At 41.0% G+C, this 19,608-nt stretch carries 14 protein-coding genes; 8 read left to right on the forward strand and 6 right to left on the reverse strand.

Annotated elements, in window-relative coordinates; translation table 11 throughout:
* The first annotated feature begins 67 nt into the window (after window positions 1-67).
* Window positions 68-802, forward strand: a complete 735-nt coding sequence (locus EWE74_RS08025; RefSeq protein ID WP_130140947.1) for a 3-keto-disaccharide hydrolase — start codon at window positions 68-70, stop codon at window positions 800-802.
* A gap of 61 nt (window positions 803-863) precedes the next feature.
* Here the strand turns inward: EWE74_RS08025 and asnB are convergent, their stop codons facing one another.
* The 3 genes from asnB to EWE74_RS08040 all read right to left on the reverse strand — a co-directional run bounded on the left by asnB (window position 864) and on the right by EWE74_RS08040 (window position 5,501).
* Window positions 864-2,555, reverse strand: a complete 1,692-nt coding sequence (asnB, locus tag EWE74_RS08030) for an asparagine synthase B (protein WP_130140948.1) — start codon at window positions 2,553-2,555, stop codon at window positions 864-866.
* A gap of 182 nt (window positions 2,556-2,737) precedes the next feature.
* A complete protein-coding gene (locus EWE74_RS08035; RefSeq protein ID WP_130140949.1) occupies window positions 2,738-4,576 on the reverse strand; it encodes a UbiD family decarboxylase in 1,839 nt (612 codons plus the stop codon).
* Between the two features lie 67 nt (window positions 4,577-4,643).
* A complete protein-coding gene (locus tag EWE74_RS08040) occupies window positions 4,644-5,501 on the reverse strand; it encodes a Rossmann-fold NAD(P)-binding domain-containing protein (RefSeq protein WP_130140950.1) in 858 nt (285 codons plus the stop codon).
* Window positions 5,502-5,711: 210 nt separating this feature from the next.
* Here EWE74_RS08040 and EWE74_RS08045 point away from each other — a divergent pair, with 210 nt between their 5' ends.
* The 4 genes from EWE74_RS08045 to EWE74_RS08060 all read left to right on the forward strand — a co-directional run bounded on the left by EWE74_RS08045 (window position 5,712) and on the right by EWE74_RS08060 (window position 12,237).
* Complete coding sequence (locus EWE74_RS08045; protein ID WP_130140951.1) at window positions 5,712-6,953, forward strand: deoxyribodipyrimidine photo-lyase; 1,242 nt, start codon at window positions 5,712-5,714, stop codon at window positions 6,951-6,953.
* Window positions 6,954-7,116: 163 nt separating this feature from the next.
* The gene (locus EWE74_RS08050; protein WP_130140952.1) at window positions 7,117-9,846 is read left to right on the forward strand and encodes a 2-oxoglutarate dehydrogenase E1 component; all 2,730 of its coding nucleotides are present in this window, start codon (window positions 7,117-7,119) and stop codon (window positions 9,844-9,846) included.
* A gap of 48 nt (window positions 9,847-9,894) precedes the next feature.
* On the forward strand, window positions 9,895-11,133 hold the full coding sequence (gene odhB / locus EWE74_RS08055) for a 2-oxoglutarate dehydrogenase complex dihydrolipoyllysine-residue succinyltransferase (RefSeq protein ID WP_130140953.1): 1,239 nt from the start codon (window positions 9,895-9,897) through the stop codon (window positions 11,131-11,133).
* 93 nt (window positions 11,134-11,226) lie between these two features.
* Window positions 11,227-12,237, forward strand: coding sequence for a hypothetical protein (locus EWE74_RS08060; protein ID WP_130140954.1), 1,011 nt, complete (start codon window positions 11,227-11,229; stop codon window positions 12,235-12,237).
* A 7-nt stretch (window positions 12,238-12,244) separates the two neighbouring features.
* On the opposite strand, the gene EWE74_RS08065 is transcribed toward EWE74_RS08060, so the two are convergent.
* On the reverse strand, window positions 12,245-14,176 hold the full coding sequence (locus EWE74_RS08065) for an LTA synthase family protein (RefSeq protein WP_130140955.1): 1,932 nt from the start codon (window positions 14,174-14,176) through the stop codon (window positions 12,245-12,247).
* A gap of 147 nt (window positions 14,177-14,323) precedes the next feature.
* Between EWE74_RS08065 and EWE74_RS08070 the strand changes: the two genes are divergently transcribed.
* From EWE74_RS08070 to EWE74_RS08080, 3 genes are read left to right on the forward strand one after another with little or no spacing between them, the layout of a single operon-like run.
* Complete coding sequence (locus tag EWE74_RS08070) at window positions 14,324-16,942, forward strand: valine--tRNA ligase (protein ID WP_130140956.1); 2,619 nt, start codon at window positions 14,324-14,326, stop codon at window positions 16,940-16,942.
* 23 nt (window positions 16,943-16,965) lie between these two features.
* Window positions 16,966-17,379 (forward strand): DUF6157 family protein, encoded by a 414-nt coding sequence (locus EWE74_RS08075; RefSeq protein ID WP_130140957.1) that lies wholly within the window; start codon window positions 16,966-16,968, stop codon window positions 17,377-17,379.
* Between the two features lie 46 nt (window positions 17,380-17,425).
* Complete coding sequence (locus tag EWE74_RS08080; protein ID WP_130140958.1) at window positions 17,426-18,178, forward strand: isocitrate lyase/PEP mutase family protein; 753 nt, start codon at window positions 17,426-17,428, stop codon at window positions 18,176-18,178.
* A gap of 47 nt (window positions 18,179-18,225) precedes the next feature.
* Here the strand turns inward: EWE74_RS08080 and EWE74_RS08085 are convergent, their stop codons facing one another.
* Together EWE74_RS08085 and EWE74_RS08090 are read right to left on the reverse strand one after the other, a co-directional pair.
* Window positions 18,226-18,939, reverse strand: a complete 714-nt coding sequence (locus EWE74_RS08085; RefSeq protein ID WP_130140959.1) for a hypothetical protein — start codon at window positions 18,937-18,939, stop codon at window positions 18,226-18,228.
* Window positions 18,936-19,517: an RNA polymerase sigma factor gene (locus EWE74_RS08090; RefSeq protein ID WP_130140960.1), complete on the reverse strand. Its 582-nt coding sequence runs from the start codon at window positions 19,515-19,517 to the stop codon at window positions 18,936-18,938. Before EWE74_RS08090 ends, EWE74_RS08085 begins: the two co-directional genes overlap by 4 nt.
* Between the last annotated feature and the right edge of the window lie 91 nt (window positions 19,518-19,608).

The following is a 19,608-nucleotide window of genomic DNA, read 5'->3' on the forward strand; positions in this document are numbered from 1 at the left end:
ATTAGATGAAACCTGTAAATTAATACATATTATTGTTTCACTATAAGTACCAAAAAAAATATATCCCATGCATATTCAATTCGGAAGCACGTTATTACTTTTAACATTATCCTTAAGCAGTATGGCGCAGACAAAATTCAAACCAGAAGACACAGAATTTTACGCTCCTAAACCTCCTGTTGTAACACTTAAAAACCAAGTACCCAGTGATGCCATCGTTCTCTTTGATGGAACAGACCTAGACCAATGGGTAAGCCGTAATAACCCTGAACAGGCCGCTGCGTGGACTGTAGAGAACAACATTTTAAAGGTTAAACCTAAAACAGGCGACATCCAAACCAAACAAGTATTTGAAGATTTCCAACTCCATGTAGAATGGAAAAGTCCGGAAATCATAAAAGGCGAAGGCCAAGGGCGTGGAAACAGCGGCATATTTCTGCAAGGCAGATATGAAGTACAGGTACTGGACAATGACGACAATCCTACCTACGTCAACGGGCAAGCTGGGAGCATATACAAACAGCGCCCTCCATTGGTGGAGGTAAGAGCAACCGACGACAAATGGCACCGTTATGATATCGTTTATAAAGCACCACGCTTTAATAAAGATGGTATGCTGATCAGCAAAGGTAGCGTTACCATATTACATAACGGTGTATTGATACAGAACAACACGCAAATCGAGGGTACGACAGAATATATTGGTTTACCAAAGATGGAGGCACATGGCGCTGGCCCTATTATCCTACAGGATCACAACAATCCGGTGAGTTTCCGCAATATATGGATTAGACCGTTATAATTAAGGTAGAAACGTTGCCAACCAACGCCTCTACCTTAACTAAGATTTCATAAATTGTACGTTAAATAGCTGGTTGCGATGTTCTTTCGTAGCTATCGTTATGCACATGAGCCACAGCTCTGCCTGAAGGATCATTCATATTCTGAAAAGAAGCATCCCAAGCTAACGCCTCTGGGGTGCTACAAGCAACCGATTTCACAGACGGCACCGTCATAGCTGCGGCTTCCGATGGAAAATGTGACTCAAATATAGAACGATACAAAAACTCTTCTTTATTTTTTGGCGGATTAACAGGAAAACGCACCGCTGCTGTTTCAAATTCGACATCAGACACGTTGTTTTCTGCCAGTTCTTTCAACGTATCAATCCAACTATATCCCACCCCATCGGAAAACTGTTCTTTTTGGCGCCAAGCGATGCTTTCAGGTAGATAATCCTCAAACGCCTTTCGCACGACCCATTTCTCCATCCGCCCATCTTTTATCATCTTATCCGCTGGGTTAAGCGTCATCGCGACATCCATAAACTCTTTATCCAAGAACGGCACGCGTCCCTCTACTCCCCAAGCTGCTAAAGACTTATTCGCACGCAAACAGTCATACAGATACAATTTTTTCAGTTTCCGCACGGTCTCTTCATGAAACTCTTGGGCATTAGGTGCTTTATGGAAATATAGATACCCCCCAAAAAGTTCATCAGATCCTTCACCGGACAATACCATTTTGATCCCCATAGATTTAATAACGCGCGATAAGAGATACATCGGTGTTGAAGCACGGACAGTCGTCACATCATAGGTCTCTAAATGGTAAATAACATCCCGGATAGCGTCTAGCCCTTCCTGGATCGTAAAGTTAATTTCATGATGGATCGTACCAATATGGTCGGCCGCCTTTTTGGCTGCAATCAAATCAGGCGCACCTTTTAATCCCACCGCAAACGAATGCAGTTGGGGATACCAGGCTTCTTCTTTGCCTCCCGTTTCAATGCGTTTGGATGCGAATTTCTTTGTGATAGCTGCGATAACAGAAGAATCTAGACCACCGGATAAGAGAACACCGTATGGAACATCCGACATCAGCTGCCGTTGCACTGCATCTTCCAGCGCCTGACGTAGTTTCGCTAAATCTGTCTCCTTATCTTTTACTACATCGTAGGACTCCCAATCACGCGTATACCATTTCTTAGGTTCATTCCCATCTTTACTGTACAGGTAGTGTCCGGGAGGAAATTGTGCTATCTCCCTACAAAATCCCTCCAATGATTTCAATTCGGAAGCGACAAAAAGCTGTCCATTTTCATCTTTGCCGTAATATAATGGGATAATCCCCATGTGATCACGCGCAATCAAAAAGGAGTCGTTACGTGCATCATATAGCGCAAAACCAAATATGCCATTCAAATCTTCTACAAACGAAGCACCTTTTGCCAGATACAATGCCAAAATGACTTCCGAATCCGACTGTGTGGTAAATTCGTAATTAGGTAGTGTATTTCGGAGTTGTTGATGATTATAGATTTCACCATTTACAGCAAGAACAACGTTGCCATCTGGACTAAACAATGGCTGACTTCCTGATTTAGGATCTACAATAGCCAAGCGCTCATGCGCTAAAATAGCATTTTCACTGGTAAAAATACCTGACCAGTCTGGCCCGCGATGGCGAATACGCTTCGACATTTCCAACACCTGCGGTCTCAACTTCTCCGAGGAGAATGGCTTTAATTCAAAGGCACCAACAATTCCACACATAAATTTAAATTTTAATACTGTTTACTAATATTCATTAGAATAATGACACAAAGAAACATATTAAAAAATTAAATTCATAATGTTTTTTATTTTTTATTAAAAATAACGCAACACAAATATCATTTATTTAAGAAAATTACACAAAAACAAACATTTCAGTGCAGACTATATATTTTTACTCATCAAATAATCCCATGCAAAGATCCCCCCTTAGCGCCAAGACGATCTACCCTTCGCTCCACGGTTTCGTCCTTAATCAAATCCGGGGCATGGTGTGGCTTACGACGTGCATCGATAATAACAGGCCCTTTACAACCCCAATGTTTAAAAGACGTAAAGCTATCGATACCATAGATATCATAGGCGGGGTTACTGCGGGTAAACGTTATCCAAACAAAATTATTAATGGTATCTGCCGTAAAAGCGGCATCGTCAGCCAATACAATCAGTTGAATACCATCCCAATCTTGGGATTTCGCTTCTTTACACCAGGCCTCGATTGCTTCAGCTTCTTCTCTATAAGCGGTAAAGGGTCTTCCATCTAGCACGATAACACCCGGTAAGGGCATTTTTGCCTGATTGAACGGGCGGGGAAGGTTTAAGGACAGCGGAATTTCTTTTCGTAACTCCCGCTTTTTCTTTCCTACCGCCGCTAACGTAACTTTTGAACCGGCATTTAGTCCATCTCCCGAATAATCTAACGTATCAATCGTAGTATTTGTCAAAAAGTGTAAATCGCGGGTTAAATCAATACGCTCCAAGATATGCATTAAAAAACCTGGGATATCATGAATATCCAATAGCGGGTTATCCTCATGCGCAGCAATAAAAAGATATTTTGCCAAACTGAGCTGGTTTGTTCCCAAAATCTGATTAGCAATCGTCAAGACCTCCTGTGGTCGGTCGACTTCTTGATAAGGCGTATACCGCTCGCTGCCGATCGCAAATAGCAACGGATGCACCCCCGCAGGATCCACTGCATGGACAGCATGTAAACCATTTATTTGTTGTGGAATAGCGTTGCCTGTGATTTCGTGGATCAGCGCACCAAAACTGGTATCTTCTTGTGGCGGTCTGCCGACCACCGTAAATGACCAGATGGGATTTTGACGATGGTAAACTTTATGCACCTTCATCAAAGGAAACGGATGCGTTAAGCTGTAATACCCGATATGATCCCCAAACGGCCCTTCAGGCTTATTTTCATTAGGGTATACCGTACCGGTAATAACGAAATCTGCATCTGCGGAAATACAAAACCCTTCCTCATCATAAAAATAACGAAACCGTCGATTTCCCAAAGTTCCAGCAAAAATCATTTCCGAGAGCCCTTCGGGTAATGGCATCACAGCCGAGAGTGGGTGCGAAGGAGGTCCACCGACAAAAATACTGACTTTTAATGGCACACCAAGCTGATTTGCTTTCGTTTGATGCACACCAATCCCACGATGCAATTGGTAATGAAGGCCGATTTCTTTGTCCTGCACATATTCATTTCCCGATAGTTGTATACGATACATCCCCAGATTAGCCTGCATAATACCCGGACGTGAAGCATCTTCCGTATACACTTGCGGCATGGTCACAAACGCACCGCCGTCCATCGGCCAATTGACGATTTGCGGTAAAGCAGAAATTTGTGTCTGCCCATATAAAATAGGAGATCCGACTCTCTTCTTCCAAGGGAGTGCGCCCAGCGCAACCATGGATGAGCCGATATAATCGAAGGGATTTTTCAATACCGAGATGGGGTTCATCTTCACGTCGACCAATTTTTTCACGTGATCCAATGTATCGCGAAACATAAATCTGGAGCGGTCCAGCGTCCCAAAGAGGTTGGAAACCGCCGGAAACTTCGAGCCTTTAATGTTTTCAAAAAATAGCGCTGGTCCTTCTGCATCGAATACGCGCATGTGGATAGCAGCCATTTCCAAATAGGGATCGACTTCCTCTTTAATGCGCACCAAATGCCGGTGTTGTTCTAAATCAGCGACACACGCTGCTAAACTGCTGTACCCCATGCCTTACGAAATATAGTGAACAACAAAAATAACAGAATAACCGGAAATCGGGCAATGGCGAATAAAATTACTCTGCCATCAGAATGTCTTTTAACGGCATAAATGTAAAAGGCAAATAAGCTCCCCAGCTATTATCGATTATCTTATTTACCTGCACAGGTTGCAAAAACTCCGTCGTTCCCGTATTTTCTTTTATATCTCGTTGATACAACAAACCAAACAGCCAATTTGGCAAGGATATCATCCGTTGTACATTCAGTTTCGTCTTTAGATTTAAGTAAAGTCGATACAAATCAACCGCCGATATGGTATCTCCTCCCCCTACTTCCAACACATTGTAATGAAAATTGGGAACCTGTAAAATCGCTTTTAGCCAACGCACAAAGTCATGTATTCCAATAGGCTGAAGTAACCCTCCGCCATATTGTTTAGAATAAAACACTACTTTACGGACTGACATCTGCCGATATATATTATAGAGTAGGCAATCTTTGCCCACCACTATATTCTTCAGTACCACCGTATAGTCTATCTGTAGCTCTTTCAACAGCTCTATGATGGGCTGCAGAGAGCGTCTATCCATAAGCCTAGCTACATAAATCAGCCTATTGCATTTTAAATACTTCATCAACCGAATAAAATTACGCAAACACAGCAATTCCACTCTTACGTTAACCATATCGTCCAACGCAGGCACTTGGGCAAAATAAAAAGACGCATCTATATAGGGAAGCCCCTTACCATCGACTATATCCTCCTTCAATAAATCAATCTCAAATATTTGAGCGTGAATGGGTTCGGACATCCGTTCTTCAAACAGCTTTCTGTTTCTCGTGATAGCGAACAAACGGAAATCCTCATCGGCCATCAAGCTGGCACACCGCCGCCCTACATAATTATTGAGTCCGCTAATCAAAATATCCATAAAAAATCCAGTTATATAATCATCTGAGTTCATAACACAATATGACGGTGAATGTTCACAAAAAACTCCATTTGTTACAAAAAAATAGGCCTCGATATTTGTCGATCCATTTGTCTCCCCTTTGTAAAAAGAGCTCATACAACTAAACAACATCATATTTTACACTATATTTGCAACAATCGTTAACATCTCCGCTTGGCATTTTCTTGTATGACAAAAAAGGTAATTTTAGTATGGTTCAGGAATGATTTGCGTATTCATGATAATGAAATTTTGCATGAAGCCGTGCAAAAAGGTGACATTATCATACCGGTATATTTCTTTGATCCCCGTTATTTCAGAACAAACGACGCAGGATTTCAGCATACAGGAATCATCCGCGCTAAGTTTCTTTTGGAATCTATTGCTCATTTTAAATCTTCCCTACAAGAAATAGGCGGTGATTTACTAGTTTTCCATGGTAAGCCAGAAGATATAATAGGCACACTATGTGCCAAATACGAAGTCACAGAGGTGTATCACCATCGAGAGGTCGCCCAACGAGAAACGAGCATATCAGAACGTGTGGAGGAAACGCTTTGGAAAGAAAAGATTAATTTAAAACATTTTATAGGCCATACGTTATACCATAAAGAGGATTTACCTATACCCATTAGGGATATTCCAGACTCTTTCAACGCATTCAAGAAAAAGGTAGAAAAAGAAAGCTTCGTGCGACCGGTCTTGCCAGCTGTCACGCGCATTACAACACATCCACATCTTGAAGCCACCCACATCCCTACATTAGAAGATTTAGGATTCTCACCGGAAGCCACCGCGTCGCTAGACAACATAGAAATACCTCTAGAGGGGGGAGAAGAAAAAGCATTGGAAATGATTGAAAAGACGCTCTCTGCAGATTATAGTGATGTAAATGACTATAATCTCATCTCTCCTTATATCGCGCACGGTGCCGTTTCCCCGGCTTTTTACTATCACAAAATCAAAGAATATTACCATCCCGCAAGCAAAAAGAAATATGATCGACTATTGATGCGTCTTTTATGGCGTGATTATTTTCGATTTATGTTAAAAAAATATCCCAATATATTTTTTAAACCAACCCATGCGGACGAAAGTGGACGGGTTGCTTCCAAAAATGATTTAAAAGTATTTATAAAGGGCAGTAATCATCCTATTATCGACAAATTAATCAAAGAACTGCAAACAACAGGTAATTTACCCTATGAACACCGGGATATATTAGCGGCCTACATGCTACAGGAATGGGATGTTAATCATTTGGCAGGAGCAAGTTTTTTTGAAGAATACCTACTGGATTACGCACCTGCGACCACGTACGGATATTGGCTTCATTTTGCCGGATCAGGCACTAGCCCAAAAGACAATTTAAAAACATCGTGGGAAGAGCTCTTGAAGAAAAATTACCAAACAAAAAAGGTCGCAAAATAGCGTAATACAAAGTCCGTTCTCCCTACAGGCACAGCATTTTGTCATATAATTTCTATACGGAAGATCATTTACCGTTTAAACTCGTTTTTTATTGCATTTATCCATGACATAATATGTAATATTTGTTAACTTTGGGCAAAATTTTTATACGTAAGATTTCCTCATGGATAAATTAACATATTTGAGTAACGCCGATTCAGGATACATTGACGCGTTATATCAAGCATACAAGGAAGACCCAAATTCAGTAGACGCCAGTTGGCAGAAGTTTTTTGAAGGATTCGATTTCGGACAAACCTACGGAGGAGAAACTATCGCCGAACAAACTCCCGAGCACACCATTAAAGAAATCAAGGTTTTAAACATGATTCATGGTTATCGTGATCGTGGACACCTGTTTACGGAAACTAATCCTGTTCGTGAGCGCCGTAAATACTTTCCTGGAAAAGAATTGGAAACATTCGGTTTATCGGATGCAGACATGGATACGGTTTTCAATGCCGGTGTGGAAATTGGTATCGGCCCTGCAAAACTCAGCGATATTCGTCAATTTATTGAGGAGACTTACTGCCGTTCTATCGGTGCAGAATTTCGTTACATCCGTCATCCCGAAAAAATCAAGTTTCTACAGGATAGAATGGAGGCAGACAGAAATACACCGAACTTCCCCATAGAGACAAAAAAACGTATTTTAAAGAAATTAAACGAAGCCGTCATTTTCGAGAGTTTTTTAGGCACCAAGTTTTTAGGGCAAAAAAGGTTCTCATTGGAAGGTGGTGAATCTTTGATTCCAGCACTGGACTCTGTTATTCAAAAAGGATCCTCCCTCGGAATAGAAGAATTTGTTATTGGCATGGCTCATCGCGGACGCTTGAACGTATTGTCCAATATTATGGGCAAAGCCTACAAAACTATATTTTCTGAATTTGAAGGAAAAATGTATGAAGCTGACCCAGAAACGCAGTTTGGTGGCGACGTGAAATATCACTTAGGTTTTTCTTCTGATATTACTAGCCAAGAAGGCAAAAACATTCATCTTAGCCTCGCACCAAATCCATCACATCTGGAAACCGTAGATGGTGTGGCAGAAGGTATGGTTCGTTCCAAAATTGACATGAAATATGCCGGCGATTCTTCTAAAATTGCGCCTATCCTTATTCATGGCGACGCAGCTGTAGCTGCACAGGGTATTGTATTTGAAACCATACAGATGTCAAAATTGGATGGGTATAAAACTGGCGGCACCATCCATATCGTGATTAACAACCAGGTTGGTTTCACGACAAACTATAAAGATGGACGGTCTTCTACCTATTGTACAGACATCGCGAAAGTAACGTTATCTCCTGTTTTCCATGTCAATGGGGATGACGTAGAAGCATTAGTATATGCGATTAATTTGGCAGTAGAATATCGTCAGAAATATAAAACGGATGTGTTTATCGATTTATTAGGCTATAGAAGATATGGGCATAACGAAGCAGATGAACCGAAATTTACACAACCTTCGTTATATAAACTCATCGAAAAGCATCCAAACACCTTGGCGATATACGTGGACAAATTGATTAAACAAGGTTCTATCGATGCGGCGTACGCAAAAACGCTAGAAAAAGATTTCCGTGCGATTTTACAGGATCGTTTAGATGCGGCGAAAACGGTAGAGGAGATTAGTGATGAACGTCCGATGTTTGCAGGGGCATGGAAAGGTCTTCGTCCGGCGAAACAATCGGATATTGGCAAACCCGTAATCACTAAAGTTACTAAAACGTTGTTTTTAGAACTGGCAAAGGAAATGAATACCCTACCAAAGGGCAAGAAATTCTTCCGAAAGATTACCAAAGTATATGAGGATCGATTAAAAATGATCGAAACGGACAAATACGATTGGGCGATGGGTGAGCTAATGGCTTACGCCACCTTATTGAACGAAGATTATCGTGTCCGTATCTCCGGACAAGATGTGCAACGCGGTACATTCTCGCACCGCCACGCGGTCGTTACATTGGAGGATTCGGACGAAACGTACACCCCGCTTAGCAAATTAAAGGGAGGGGATAAATTTAGCATCTATAATTCGCTGCTTTCAGAATACGCAGTATTAGCATTTGAATACGGCTATGCATCGGTTAACCCCAATTCATTAACGATTTGGGAAGCTCAATTTGGTGACTTCGCCAATGGTGCACAGATTGTATTTGACCAATATATCTCCTCGGGCGAAACAAAATGGAAAAGGTCGAACGGACTCGTTATGCTTCTTCCTCACGGAATGGAAGGACAGGGTCCAGAACACTCTTCCTGTCGTATCGAACGTTATCTGGAATTGAGCGCCAACGACAATATTATTGTAGCGAATTGTACAACGCCTGCAAACTACTTCCATCTCTTACGTCGTCAGCTTCATCGCGACTTCCGTAAACCGTTAGTAGTGGCCACACCGAAAAGTCTTTTACGCCATCCGAAAGCTGTTTCTTCTCTTACTGATTTTACGCAAAAAAGTTTTCAAGAAATATTGGATGATGCCAATGTAACGGCTAAATCTGTAAAACGTGTCGTACTATGCTCCGGTAAAATCTATTACGATCTATTGGAAAAACAGGAAACTGATAAACGTAAAGATATTGCACTGGTACGTGTAGAACAATTATTCCCGATTGCATATGATCAACTTGAAGCGCTGCGCAAAAAATATGCGAAGGCGGAATTCGTATGGGTACAAGAGGAAAATGAGAACATGGGTGCATGGCCTTTCTATTGCCGCAAACTTAGTGGTTCATCGCTCAATCTACGCGTTATTGCCCGTCCGGAAAGCGGATCGCCGGCTACAGGCTATATGAAACGTCATTTGGCACAACAAGCAGAGATAATTAATAAAGCATTCGAAATATAAAACATATCAACAATTATCCTTGTTGTTGATATAATAGAAAACAAAAATATGAGCTTAGAAATCAAAGTACCTGCCGTAGGAGAATCGATCACAGAGGTGACCTTGGCACAATGGCTAAAACAAGATGGCGATTACGTTGAAATGGACGAAAACATCGCTGAATTGGAATCCGACAAAGCAACTTTTGAATTACCTGCAGAAAAGGCAGGTATCCTTAAAATTATTGCACAAGAGGGTGACACTTTAGAAATTGGGGCGGTAGTATGTACCATCGAAGATGGAGATGCTCCAGCTGGAGGTGCAGATAAAAAAGAAGAGGCTCCTGCTGCAAAAGAAGAGACAACTGCGCTGGCAAAAGAAGAAACTGAAAGCTCAGATTCTTATGCTGCGGGAACAGCATCTCCAGCTGCAGCGAAAATATTAAGAGAAAAAGGAATCGACCCGTCAACAATCAAAGGCACCGGCAAAGATGGTCGTATTACCAAAGAGGACGCAGAGAAAGCACAAGCAAAACCTGCAACACCTAAAGCAGAAAGTAAACCTGCCGCTGCCCCAGCATCGTCTACTCCTGTTGCTGCTGCCGGCTCACGCAATGAACGCCGGGAAAAAATGACATCGCTCCGTAAAACAATCGCGAAACGTTTGGTAAGCGTGAAGAATGAAACGGCGATGTTGACTACTTTTAATGAGGTAAACATGCAGCCTATCATGGATCTTCGTGCGAAATACAAAGACGCCTTTAAAGAAAAACATGGTGTCGGTTTAGGTTTCATGTCATTCTTTACGAAAGCTGTAACCATGGCATTGAAGGAATGGCCAGCGGTTAACGCGCGTATAGAAGAAAACGAAATTGTTTATTCAGACTTCGCTGATATTTCTATCGCCGTATCTGCTCCTAAAGGTTTGGTGGTTCCGGTTATCCGCAACGCGGAATCCATGAGCTTATATCAAATTGAAAAAGAAGTTATTAATCTCGCAACAAAAGCACGTGATAACAAATTGACTATTGAGGAAATGACAGGTGGAACATTTACGATCACTAACGGTGGTGTGTTTGGTTCCATGATGTCTACACCTATCATAAACGCCCCTCAATCTGCTATTTTGGGCATGCATAACATCGTGCAACGTCCAGTAGCTGAAAACGGGCAAGTGGTTATCCGTCCGATGATGTATATTGCGTTATCTTATGATCACCGAACCATTGATGGCCGCGAATCCGTAAGCTTCCTCGTTCGTGTGAAGCAATTACTGGAAGATCCAGCAAGGTTATTATTAGAAGTATAAATAGGTACCTACACGCTCTAAAAGGTCGTCTTCTTCTATAGAGAGACGACCTTTTTTCTGAAAATACGTTTTTGCTATGGACAACTATTACTCATGAAAAAATATATACTCGTTTTAGCTATTGCCGTCATGTGCTTCGGCGTTACCTCGATATCGAAAGCACAGCAACAAATGGGTTTAGAAGTCGATTTCTTTGGATATGTTGATAATAGAGAATATAAATCCAGTTACACAGTAGACAAGACTTTCCTAGGCACCATTATATCGCCTAAACTGTATTTTGCCTTAGACAGTAATCACCGCATTTATGGCGGGCTTCATTACAATCAGGACTTCGGCATACATAGTGAAAATAAGGAACGTATCTCCCCTATTGCGTACTATAATTTCAGCAACAAAAATATTGATTTTGCATTAGGACACATGCCCCGTCATGAGCGATTGGCGGATGTGCCCAGAATAGTACTGGCCGACACCTTCTTCTATGAGCGTCCGAATATAGAAGGTATGTATTTTGCTTTCCGAAACCAATATATAAAACAGGCGATCTATATCGATTGGCTGAGTAAACAAAGCTATCATCAGCGGGAACGTTTTGTAGTTGGTCTTTCCGGAAAATATACTTTCGGCAGCTTTTATGTAGTCGACGATGCACTACTCTACCATAACGCAAAAACGAACAATGAAGAACTTGAAGATAATATACAGGATAATGGTATCGTCATTCTGCGTATAGGTGCTGATTTAAGCCGTAAGACATTTTTGGACTCGCTGACTGTAGATGTTGGTATGGCCATTGGCTTCGACCGTGTACGCAATGAGTATGACCTCGGTGTAGCAAGAGGTTTTATTTCCAACATTTACATCGGATATAAACAGTTTTTTCTAGGCAATACCTTATACCTTGGTGATGCCCAAAATCTTCCCAACGGCGATTCCTTTTATCACCGGGATACCTACAACCGTCTTGATTTGGGCTGGACACCTTTCAGAAAGGGAAATCTGGAAGGGAGGTTTACGGCCTCATTCCATTTCGCACCGGATCAACTCAGTAACCAACAAGCATTTACCTTACGGTACCGGTTCGGAAAAGCATTGTTTTAATACCGCTTTATGGCGCTATCAAATCGTTATGGATCATGCGGTTGTTGTATTGCTGGATAAAAGCTTTTAAGCTCCGTTCCAAGCTATCCGCAACTTGTGGCTTCTTTGACAACAGATCATGCTGCTCTAGGCGATCCTCTCGTAAGTTGAATAAGGAAAGGGGCTGGTCTCCATCGTGCGTCATAAAATAATCATCTTGAAAGAAACAATAGGTACCACTAATGTTATTGACTAAGAAATTATCTCTATCACTGGAAAAAGCATCAAAACCAAAAGAAAAATACGGCTTATTATACCCGAGATAATTCATTACCGTAGGCATAATATCGATTTGCTGTACCAATTTATCGGAAATGCCCTGCAGATTACCATCGCTCGGTTGATAGAAGATAATCGGAATAGCTACGCTATTGGCAGATGTCTTGTATTCAGGCAAATGGCTTACTGTCGCATGGTCGGCGCAAATAACAAATAGTGTATTGTCAAACCAGGTCATCTGCGAGGCTGTCTTAAAAAACTGTCGTAAAGCGTAATCCGTATACCCCACAGGTTCTTGTACCGGAAGAGGACCTTTGGGAAATTTTCCTTCGTATTGAACAGGTACTTTAAAGGGGTGGTGAGACGATAAAGAAAAAAATCCAGCAAAAAAAGGCTGTTGTAGATTGTTCAGCTCTTTCGCCATAAACTGCATGAAAGGTTCATCCCAAATACCCCATATCCCATCGAAATCCTTGTCATTATTATACTCATTCTTACCAAAATAATGTTGAATTCCCGCGAGTTGCATATACGCCGAAAAACCCATACTCCCATTGGGAGCTCCGTGAAAAAAAGCCGTTTCATATCCCTCATTACCCAGCAGCTTCGCCATGCTCGTCGTTTTATTTCCAGAATATATAGATAAGACAAAAGGTTCACCTATCGATGGGATGCCTGTAATAACCGATGGCAACGCATCAATGGATTTTCTACCATTCGCAAAGGATCTGGAAAACGTATAGGATTCTCCAATCAAGGAATCCAAAAAAGGAGTGTATCCTTTGTAACTCCCTCCTTGTATATCTTTATTCAATGCACCAATATGTTCTTTTGCAAAACTCTCTAAAATCAAAACCACCACATTCATTTTCTTAAAATCGGCGGTATCATTGGGTTGATGAATAACAGGATAAACTTTCTGCAGTTCGTCTTCGGTATAAAAATGAACTTCTTTAAACTGAACAGCTTTTAACGTCTTTAAGATACTAAAAGGCGTATTTAGCACAATATTCATTTCTTCGGGATTGTGTACATAGTCGCCCGCATTGCTCAATGTGATCGGACGGGTGCTGTGTGCCCATCCCCCACGTACTCCCCCGATAAATAGAAAAGCGATTAATAGAAATAACACAGTATGAGCTGTATAAAATGGGAATGAAAGTTTCTGAGGACGGTATACGATAACTATACGGGCTATGGCCCTCACTACAAAAACCAAAACAATAAAAAACAACACCAGCCACCAATATCCCCACACGAAATCAAAAGCCAATTTACTAAGATTCTCTTCATTCGCAAATTGACGAAATACTGTTCCTGTTGTTCTTTTTAAGGTAAACGGATAATACGCATAATCAATCACATTGAGTGCAACGCCGAAACTATTGGTAACGATAAAGATCCAATGTGCTATTCTTTGATAAAGACGTGCGTATTTGAATGCGAACGGTATGGTCTGCATTAAAATATAGAGAATATTTAAATATAGTAAAGCAACCACATCAAATTTTATCCCACCCCACAGCATCAAAAGAAAATCATCTGTAGCCACATTGGGAAATAACGAGCTATTATAAGCGTAAAACCCTATACGCAATAGGGCGTATAAAAGTAACAACAGGAGAAATTGAATAGTTAATAACCAAAAGGTATTCACTAAATTATAAGACCTATATTTCATTCGTAAATAAAAAAGAAAACTTACTGCAGCCGTAAATTAATATAAAATTAACTACAAATTTACACAATAATAATGCAAATCAACGCATTCGCACAATTGCAGCTAATTCTGTATTTTTGCATTTCGATTTTTGAACGATTTACGATAATGAGCATAGCAAAAACTTATAACCCAAAAGAAGCGGAAGAAAAATGGTACTCTTATTGGATGGAGAATAACTTTTTCCGTTCGACACCTGATGAACGTGAACCCTATACCATTGTGATGCCGCCACCGAATGTTACCGGTGTGCTGCATATGGGACACATGCTGAATAACACTATTCAAGATGTACTAATTCGTCGTGCACGTATGCAAGGCAAAAATGCCTGTTGGATACCAGGGACAGATCACGCTTCGATTGCTACGGAAGCCAAAGTGGTTGCTATGCTTAAAGAACAAGGTATCGATAAAAAATCGTTGACACGTGAGGATTTTTTAAAACACGCTTGGCAGTGGAAGGACAAATACGGTGGTATCATTTTGAAGCAATTGGAAAAGTTGGGGGCGTCTTGTGATTGGGAACGCACTAAATTTACAATGGATCCAGATTTATCCGAAGCGGTTATCGATACGTTTATTAAATTTTACAAAGACGGTTATATCTATCGTGGGGTGCGGATGGTCAATTGGGATCCGCAGGGAAAAACTGCACTTTCGGACGAAGAGGTAATTCGCAAAGAAGTCAATCAGAAATTGTATTATATTCGTTATAAAATCCAAGATAGCGAAGACCATATCATTATTGCGACCACCCGTCCCGAAACGATCATGGCGGATACCGCTATTTGTATCAACCCTAACGACGAACGCTACCAGCATCTTCAGGGAAAAACAATCCTTGTTCCTTTAGTAAATCGTGAAATTCCCGTTATCCAAGACGAATACGTGGAGATGGAATTTGGCACAGGCTGTCTAAAAGTTACGCCCGCCCACGATTTGAACGACTATGAGTTAGGACAAAAGCATAATCTGCCGGTTATCGATATTTTGAACGATGACGGAACACTGAATGAAAAAGCGCAAATCCTCGTTGGCGAAGATCGCTTTATCGCCCGCAAGAAAGTCGTTAAAATGCTCGAAGAAGCCGATCAGATAGAGAAAATCGAAGACTACAAATCACAGGTTGGTTTTTCGGAGCGCACGGACGCTGCTATAGAACCAAAACTCTCTATGCAATGGTTCTGCAAAATGGATACGTTAGCGAAGCCGGCTTTGGAATACGTTGAAAATGGAACAATAAAGCTGATTCCGGAAAAATTCTTTGCTTCATACAAGCACTGGATGGAAAATGTAAAAGACTGGTGTATTTCCCGTCAACTGTGGTGGGGTCAACGTATCCCTGCTTGGTACAATGAAAATAATGAATGGGTAGTTGCGAAAACAGAGACAGAAGCGCTGCAAGAATTGGAAGCACAAGGCAAGTCCGTAAACGGTATCCGTCAAGAGGCTGATGTTTTAGATACCTGGTTTTCATCAGGCTTGTGGCCAATGTCTGTATTTGATGGTGTACGCCATCCGGAAAACGAAGATTTCAACTATTATTACCCAACCAATGATTTGGTAACTGCACCTGAGATTCTATTTTTCTGGGTGGCGCGTATGATCATTATGGGACATGACTACACGCAGAAACCACCGTTCCGCAATGTATATCTTACGGGGATTGTCCGTGATAAATTAGGAAGAAAAATGTCTAAATCACTGGGCAATTCACCCGACCCTATCGAACTCATGGAACAATATGGCACCGATGGGGTACGTGTAGGAATGCTTCTCTCCTCTCCTGCCGGAAATGACCTCATGTTTGACGTGGCTTACTGCGAACAAGGTCGAAATTTTGCCAACAAAATCTGGAATGCCTTCCGTTTGGTAAAAGGTTGGGAAAGCACTAATACTCCAGCAACCGCAGCGCAAAAAACAGCCGCACAATGGTTTCAAAACCGATTTAACCAAGCCGTGGCTGAAATAGATGAACATTTTTCCAATTATCGTCTTTCTGATGCCTTAATGACAACCTATAAGTTGATTTGGGACGATTTTTGTGCTTGGTATCTGGAGTTAGTAAAGCCGGCTTATCAAGCACCTATTGAGAAAGAGACACTGGAAACAGTCAAAGAATTTTTCCAAAAAGTTTTAACATTGGCTCATCCGTTCATGCCGTTTCTGACCGAAGAGCTATGGCATGATGAATTATTTGGTTCACGCGACACCAAAGATTGTGTTATCGTGGCCCAATATCCGGCTGTACAAGCTTATGATGAGCAAATCATTAAGGAATTTACTACGGTACAGCAAATCATTTCGGAGGTGCGTAGTGTACGAAACTCAAAAGGGATGTCGCCTAAAACACCTCTTCCGTTAGCGATTAACAGCACCGAGATTGATTTCGCAAAATACCAAGATGGTATTATCAAGTTAGCTAATATTTCGGATTTAACCTTCGTGCAAGACAAAGTAACTGGAGCTTTAAGTTTTCTTGCCGGAAAGAGTGAATGCTATGTAAAGCTGGACACGGGAAATATTGATGTGGTAGCGGAGCGGGAACGTATTACAAAAGAAATCGTCTATCTCCAAGGATTCCTAGTCTCCGTAGACAAAAAGTTATCCAACGAGCGTTTTGTACAGAATGCCAAACCGGACATCGTGGAGAACGAACGCAATAAAAAAGCAGATGCCGAAACAAAGATTAAGATTCTGGAGGAAAGCTTAGTTGCATTAGGATAGGAACATTACTTATATTGATCACTATGAAAGCCCACACAACAAACTACATGGATACATTCATTACGGTAGCGGATGATACTAAAGTAGCTTGTGGAACGATACCGCGATCCAGAGGAGATAAAAAGACGATTGCGGAAATGCAATATGAACTGTTGACAAACAACCCTTACAAATTCACATCCGATGATGTACTATTCCAAGTATTTGCAGTTCGGAACGATTTGACGGAAGCAGAATACGAACACGCCCGGAAACAATTCTTTTCTAAAGGACAGCCTTGTTTCCGGGCCTCTCCCCTCACCAAAGCATATGGTTTTGGTATCCATTACGATGAGCAGGGCAAAATAGCTATTTATGGTATGGAAACACCCGAATATGAAAAGTTTATTACCAACAAGCATTTAAAACTTGTCAAAGCAATGAAATCCAGTAAATAAAAACCAAACCCATTTTCTGCTGTTCTTTTAGTAAAAACATAGGATTATGTCATATACTACATTTAAACAGCTTCATCAGGAAAATCAAATATTAGTATTAGGAAACGTATGGGATGCACAAAGTGCAAAAGTTGCAGAAGACGCCGGTTTTAAAGCGCTGGGAAGTTCCAGCCATGCGATTGCAAATCTCTTAGGATATGAAGACGGCGAACAGATATCGGTAGACGAAATCTTGTTTATGGTGGAACGCATTGTGAAAGCCGTTGACATTCCAGTATCGGTAGACTTCGAAGCGGGGTATTCCGATGACCCCGATACCGTTGCCAAGCATGTTCAGCAACTGGCCGACCTCGGTGTAGTAGGGATTAATTTGGAAGATGGTAAGGTCATTGACGGCGAACGAAAGCTACAGGATGCGCTATTGTTGGCAAATAAAATCAAAGCGATCAAAACCAATACACCCCAAATTTTTATCAATGCTCGCGCTGATACGTACACAACCGAACATACACAGCCATTGGAAGAATCCATCACCCGAGCGTCCCTATATGAAAACGCTGGTGCCGACGGGCTCTTTATTCCCCTCGTGGAAACAAAAGAAGATATTCAGAAAATTGTTTCTTCTACCCAGCTTCCACTCAATGTTTTCTTAACAGACACCCTACCCGACTTAACCACGTTGCATCAATGGGGTGTAAAGCGGTTAAGTCATGGAGCAAAAATCTATGAATGGTTAGTGGAGAAGAATATAGATGTATTTCAATATTTTGTAAATGACCCTAGGCTTCCGAAATCGTAAGAGCATCATGGTCAAACGATAAAACAGGAGGTGTAGGACCTCCTGTTTTATTTTATACTATCCAACAACTTCTTCGCCCTTTCGTAAATTTTGGACGATGGATCAATGTTAGATAGCCTCTGTTTTGCTTGTTCCGTTTGTCCTAACTCCATCAAAGCAATGCCCAAATAATAACTAGCCTCTTGTTGGAAAACAGATTCACCATCTGCCAAAAACAGTAGATATTTCTGTGCGTCATCAAATTTTTTCTCGCCTATTAAGCTAAGTCCGAGATAAAATTGATATTGTAGAATTGCCTTATCAGCATAGTGTAACTCCAACAGAATCGGTGTACTCTCTTGATAATCTTTTGCATTAAAAGCTTCTACAGCACGTTCATAGCTATCTGCTTCGTTATTTTGGTTTCCACGTACAATTTCTGAACGCATTTCTGGCAACTCATATAGTGCAGTATCTGACGGAAAGAAAACAAACTTCGCAACAATTAAAAGACAGGCTGCTGCCGCCAAAGGTATAAGCCATTGTTTCCAAAGGATCACTTTTCCTTTCCGATATGTTGTTTCTACCTTTTTAAGATTGGTACGCAAAGTTTCCTCTTCGGACGAAAGCCTACGACTAAGTAGATTAGTCATTTCTTCCTGCAACTTCAATTCTGCCCGAAATTCAGTATCACTTTCGTAAAGTGTATCGAATAGTTGCTTATCTGCTGGTGATAAGACTTGATCGATATAATCCTGAATAAGTTCTTCTCTCGTTTTCATCTATTTGTTTTTTCTCTATTCCCTTTAAAAAAAGGATGCGCTTTCACTCTTTCACCCAATTTCGCCATACATTCACTTTTTTTCTTTCGGAGATATGCATACGTCAACCCAAGAGATATCGCAATCTTTTCCTGATTCTTTGACACCATACAGCGCTTAATAATTTCCTGACACCGCTCACCTAACGTATCGACAAGTTCCATTAATATTTTTTCTTTTTCAACCAGTGTCATGTGATCCCTATACGCTGCTTGTGAATCATCTTCTATATCAAATACATAATTCTCCACATTTGTTACCTCTTTGTTTTTTCTTTTTTTTAATTCGTTCAGCCATTTTCTTTTGCTGACCAATAATAAAAACGATTCAAAAGAGGTGGTCAATTGAAAATCTTTATATTTTGCCATGTGGTAAATATCGACCAAGGATTCTTGTAGTATGTCAAATCCATCGTCATCAGTTCCACTGTTGTGACGGATCAATGCAACTACTTTGTCGGCAAATTTCCGATAGATATGCTGTATCCCCTCTCCATTATTCTGAAGCAGAAATTGAATATATTTTTGATCGCTATGCATGTAACTTGGTCAGTATTTTCACGTAATCGCTGTGTATTAATAATATTTATCGCTCGGTTTCTTAAGTTTATAACAAATTACGCTATTTTTG

The organism is Sphingobacterium corticibacterium, assembly GCF_004208525.1.
In the GTDB taxonomy this organism is placed as follows: Bacteria; Bacteroidota; Bacteroidia; order Sphingobacteriales; family Sphingobacteriaceae; genus Sphingobacterium; species Sphingobacterium corticibacterium.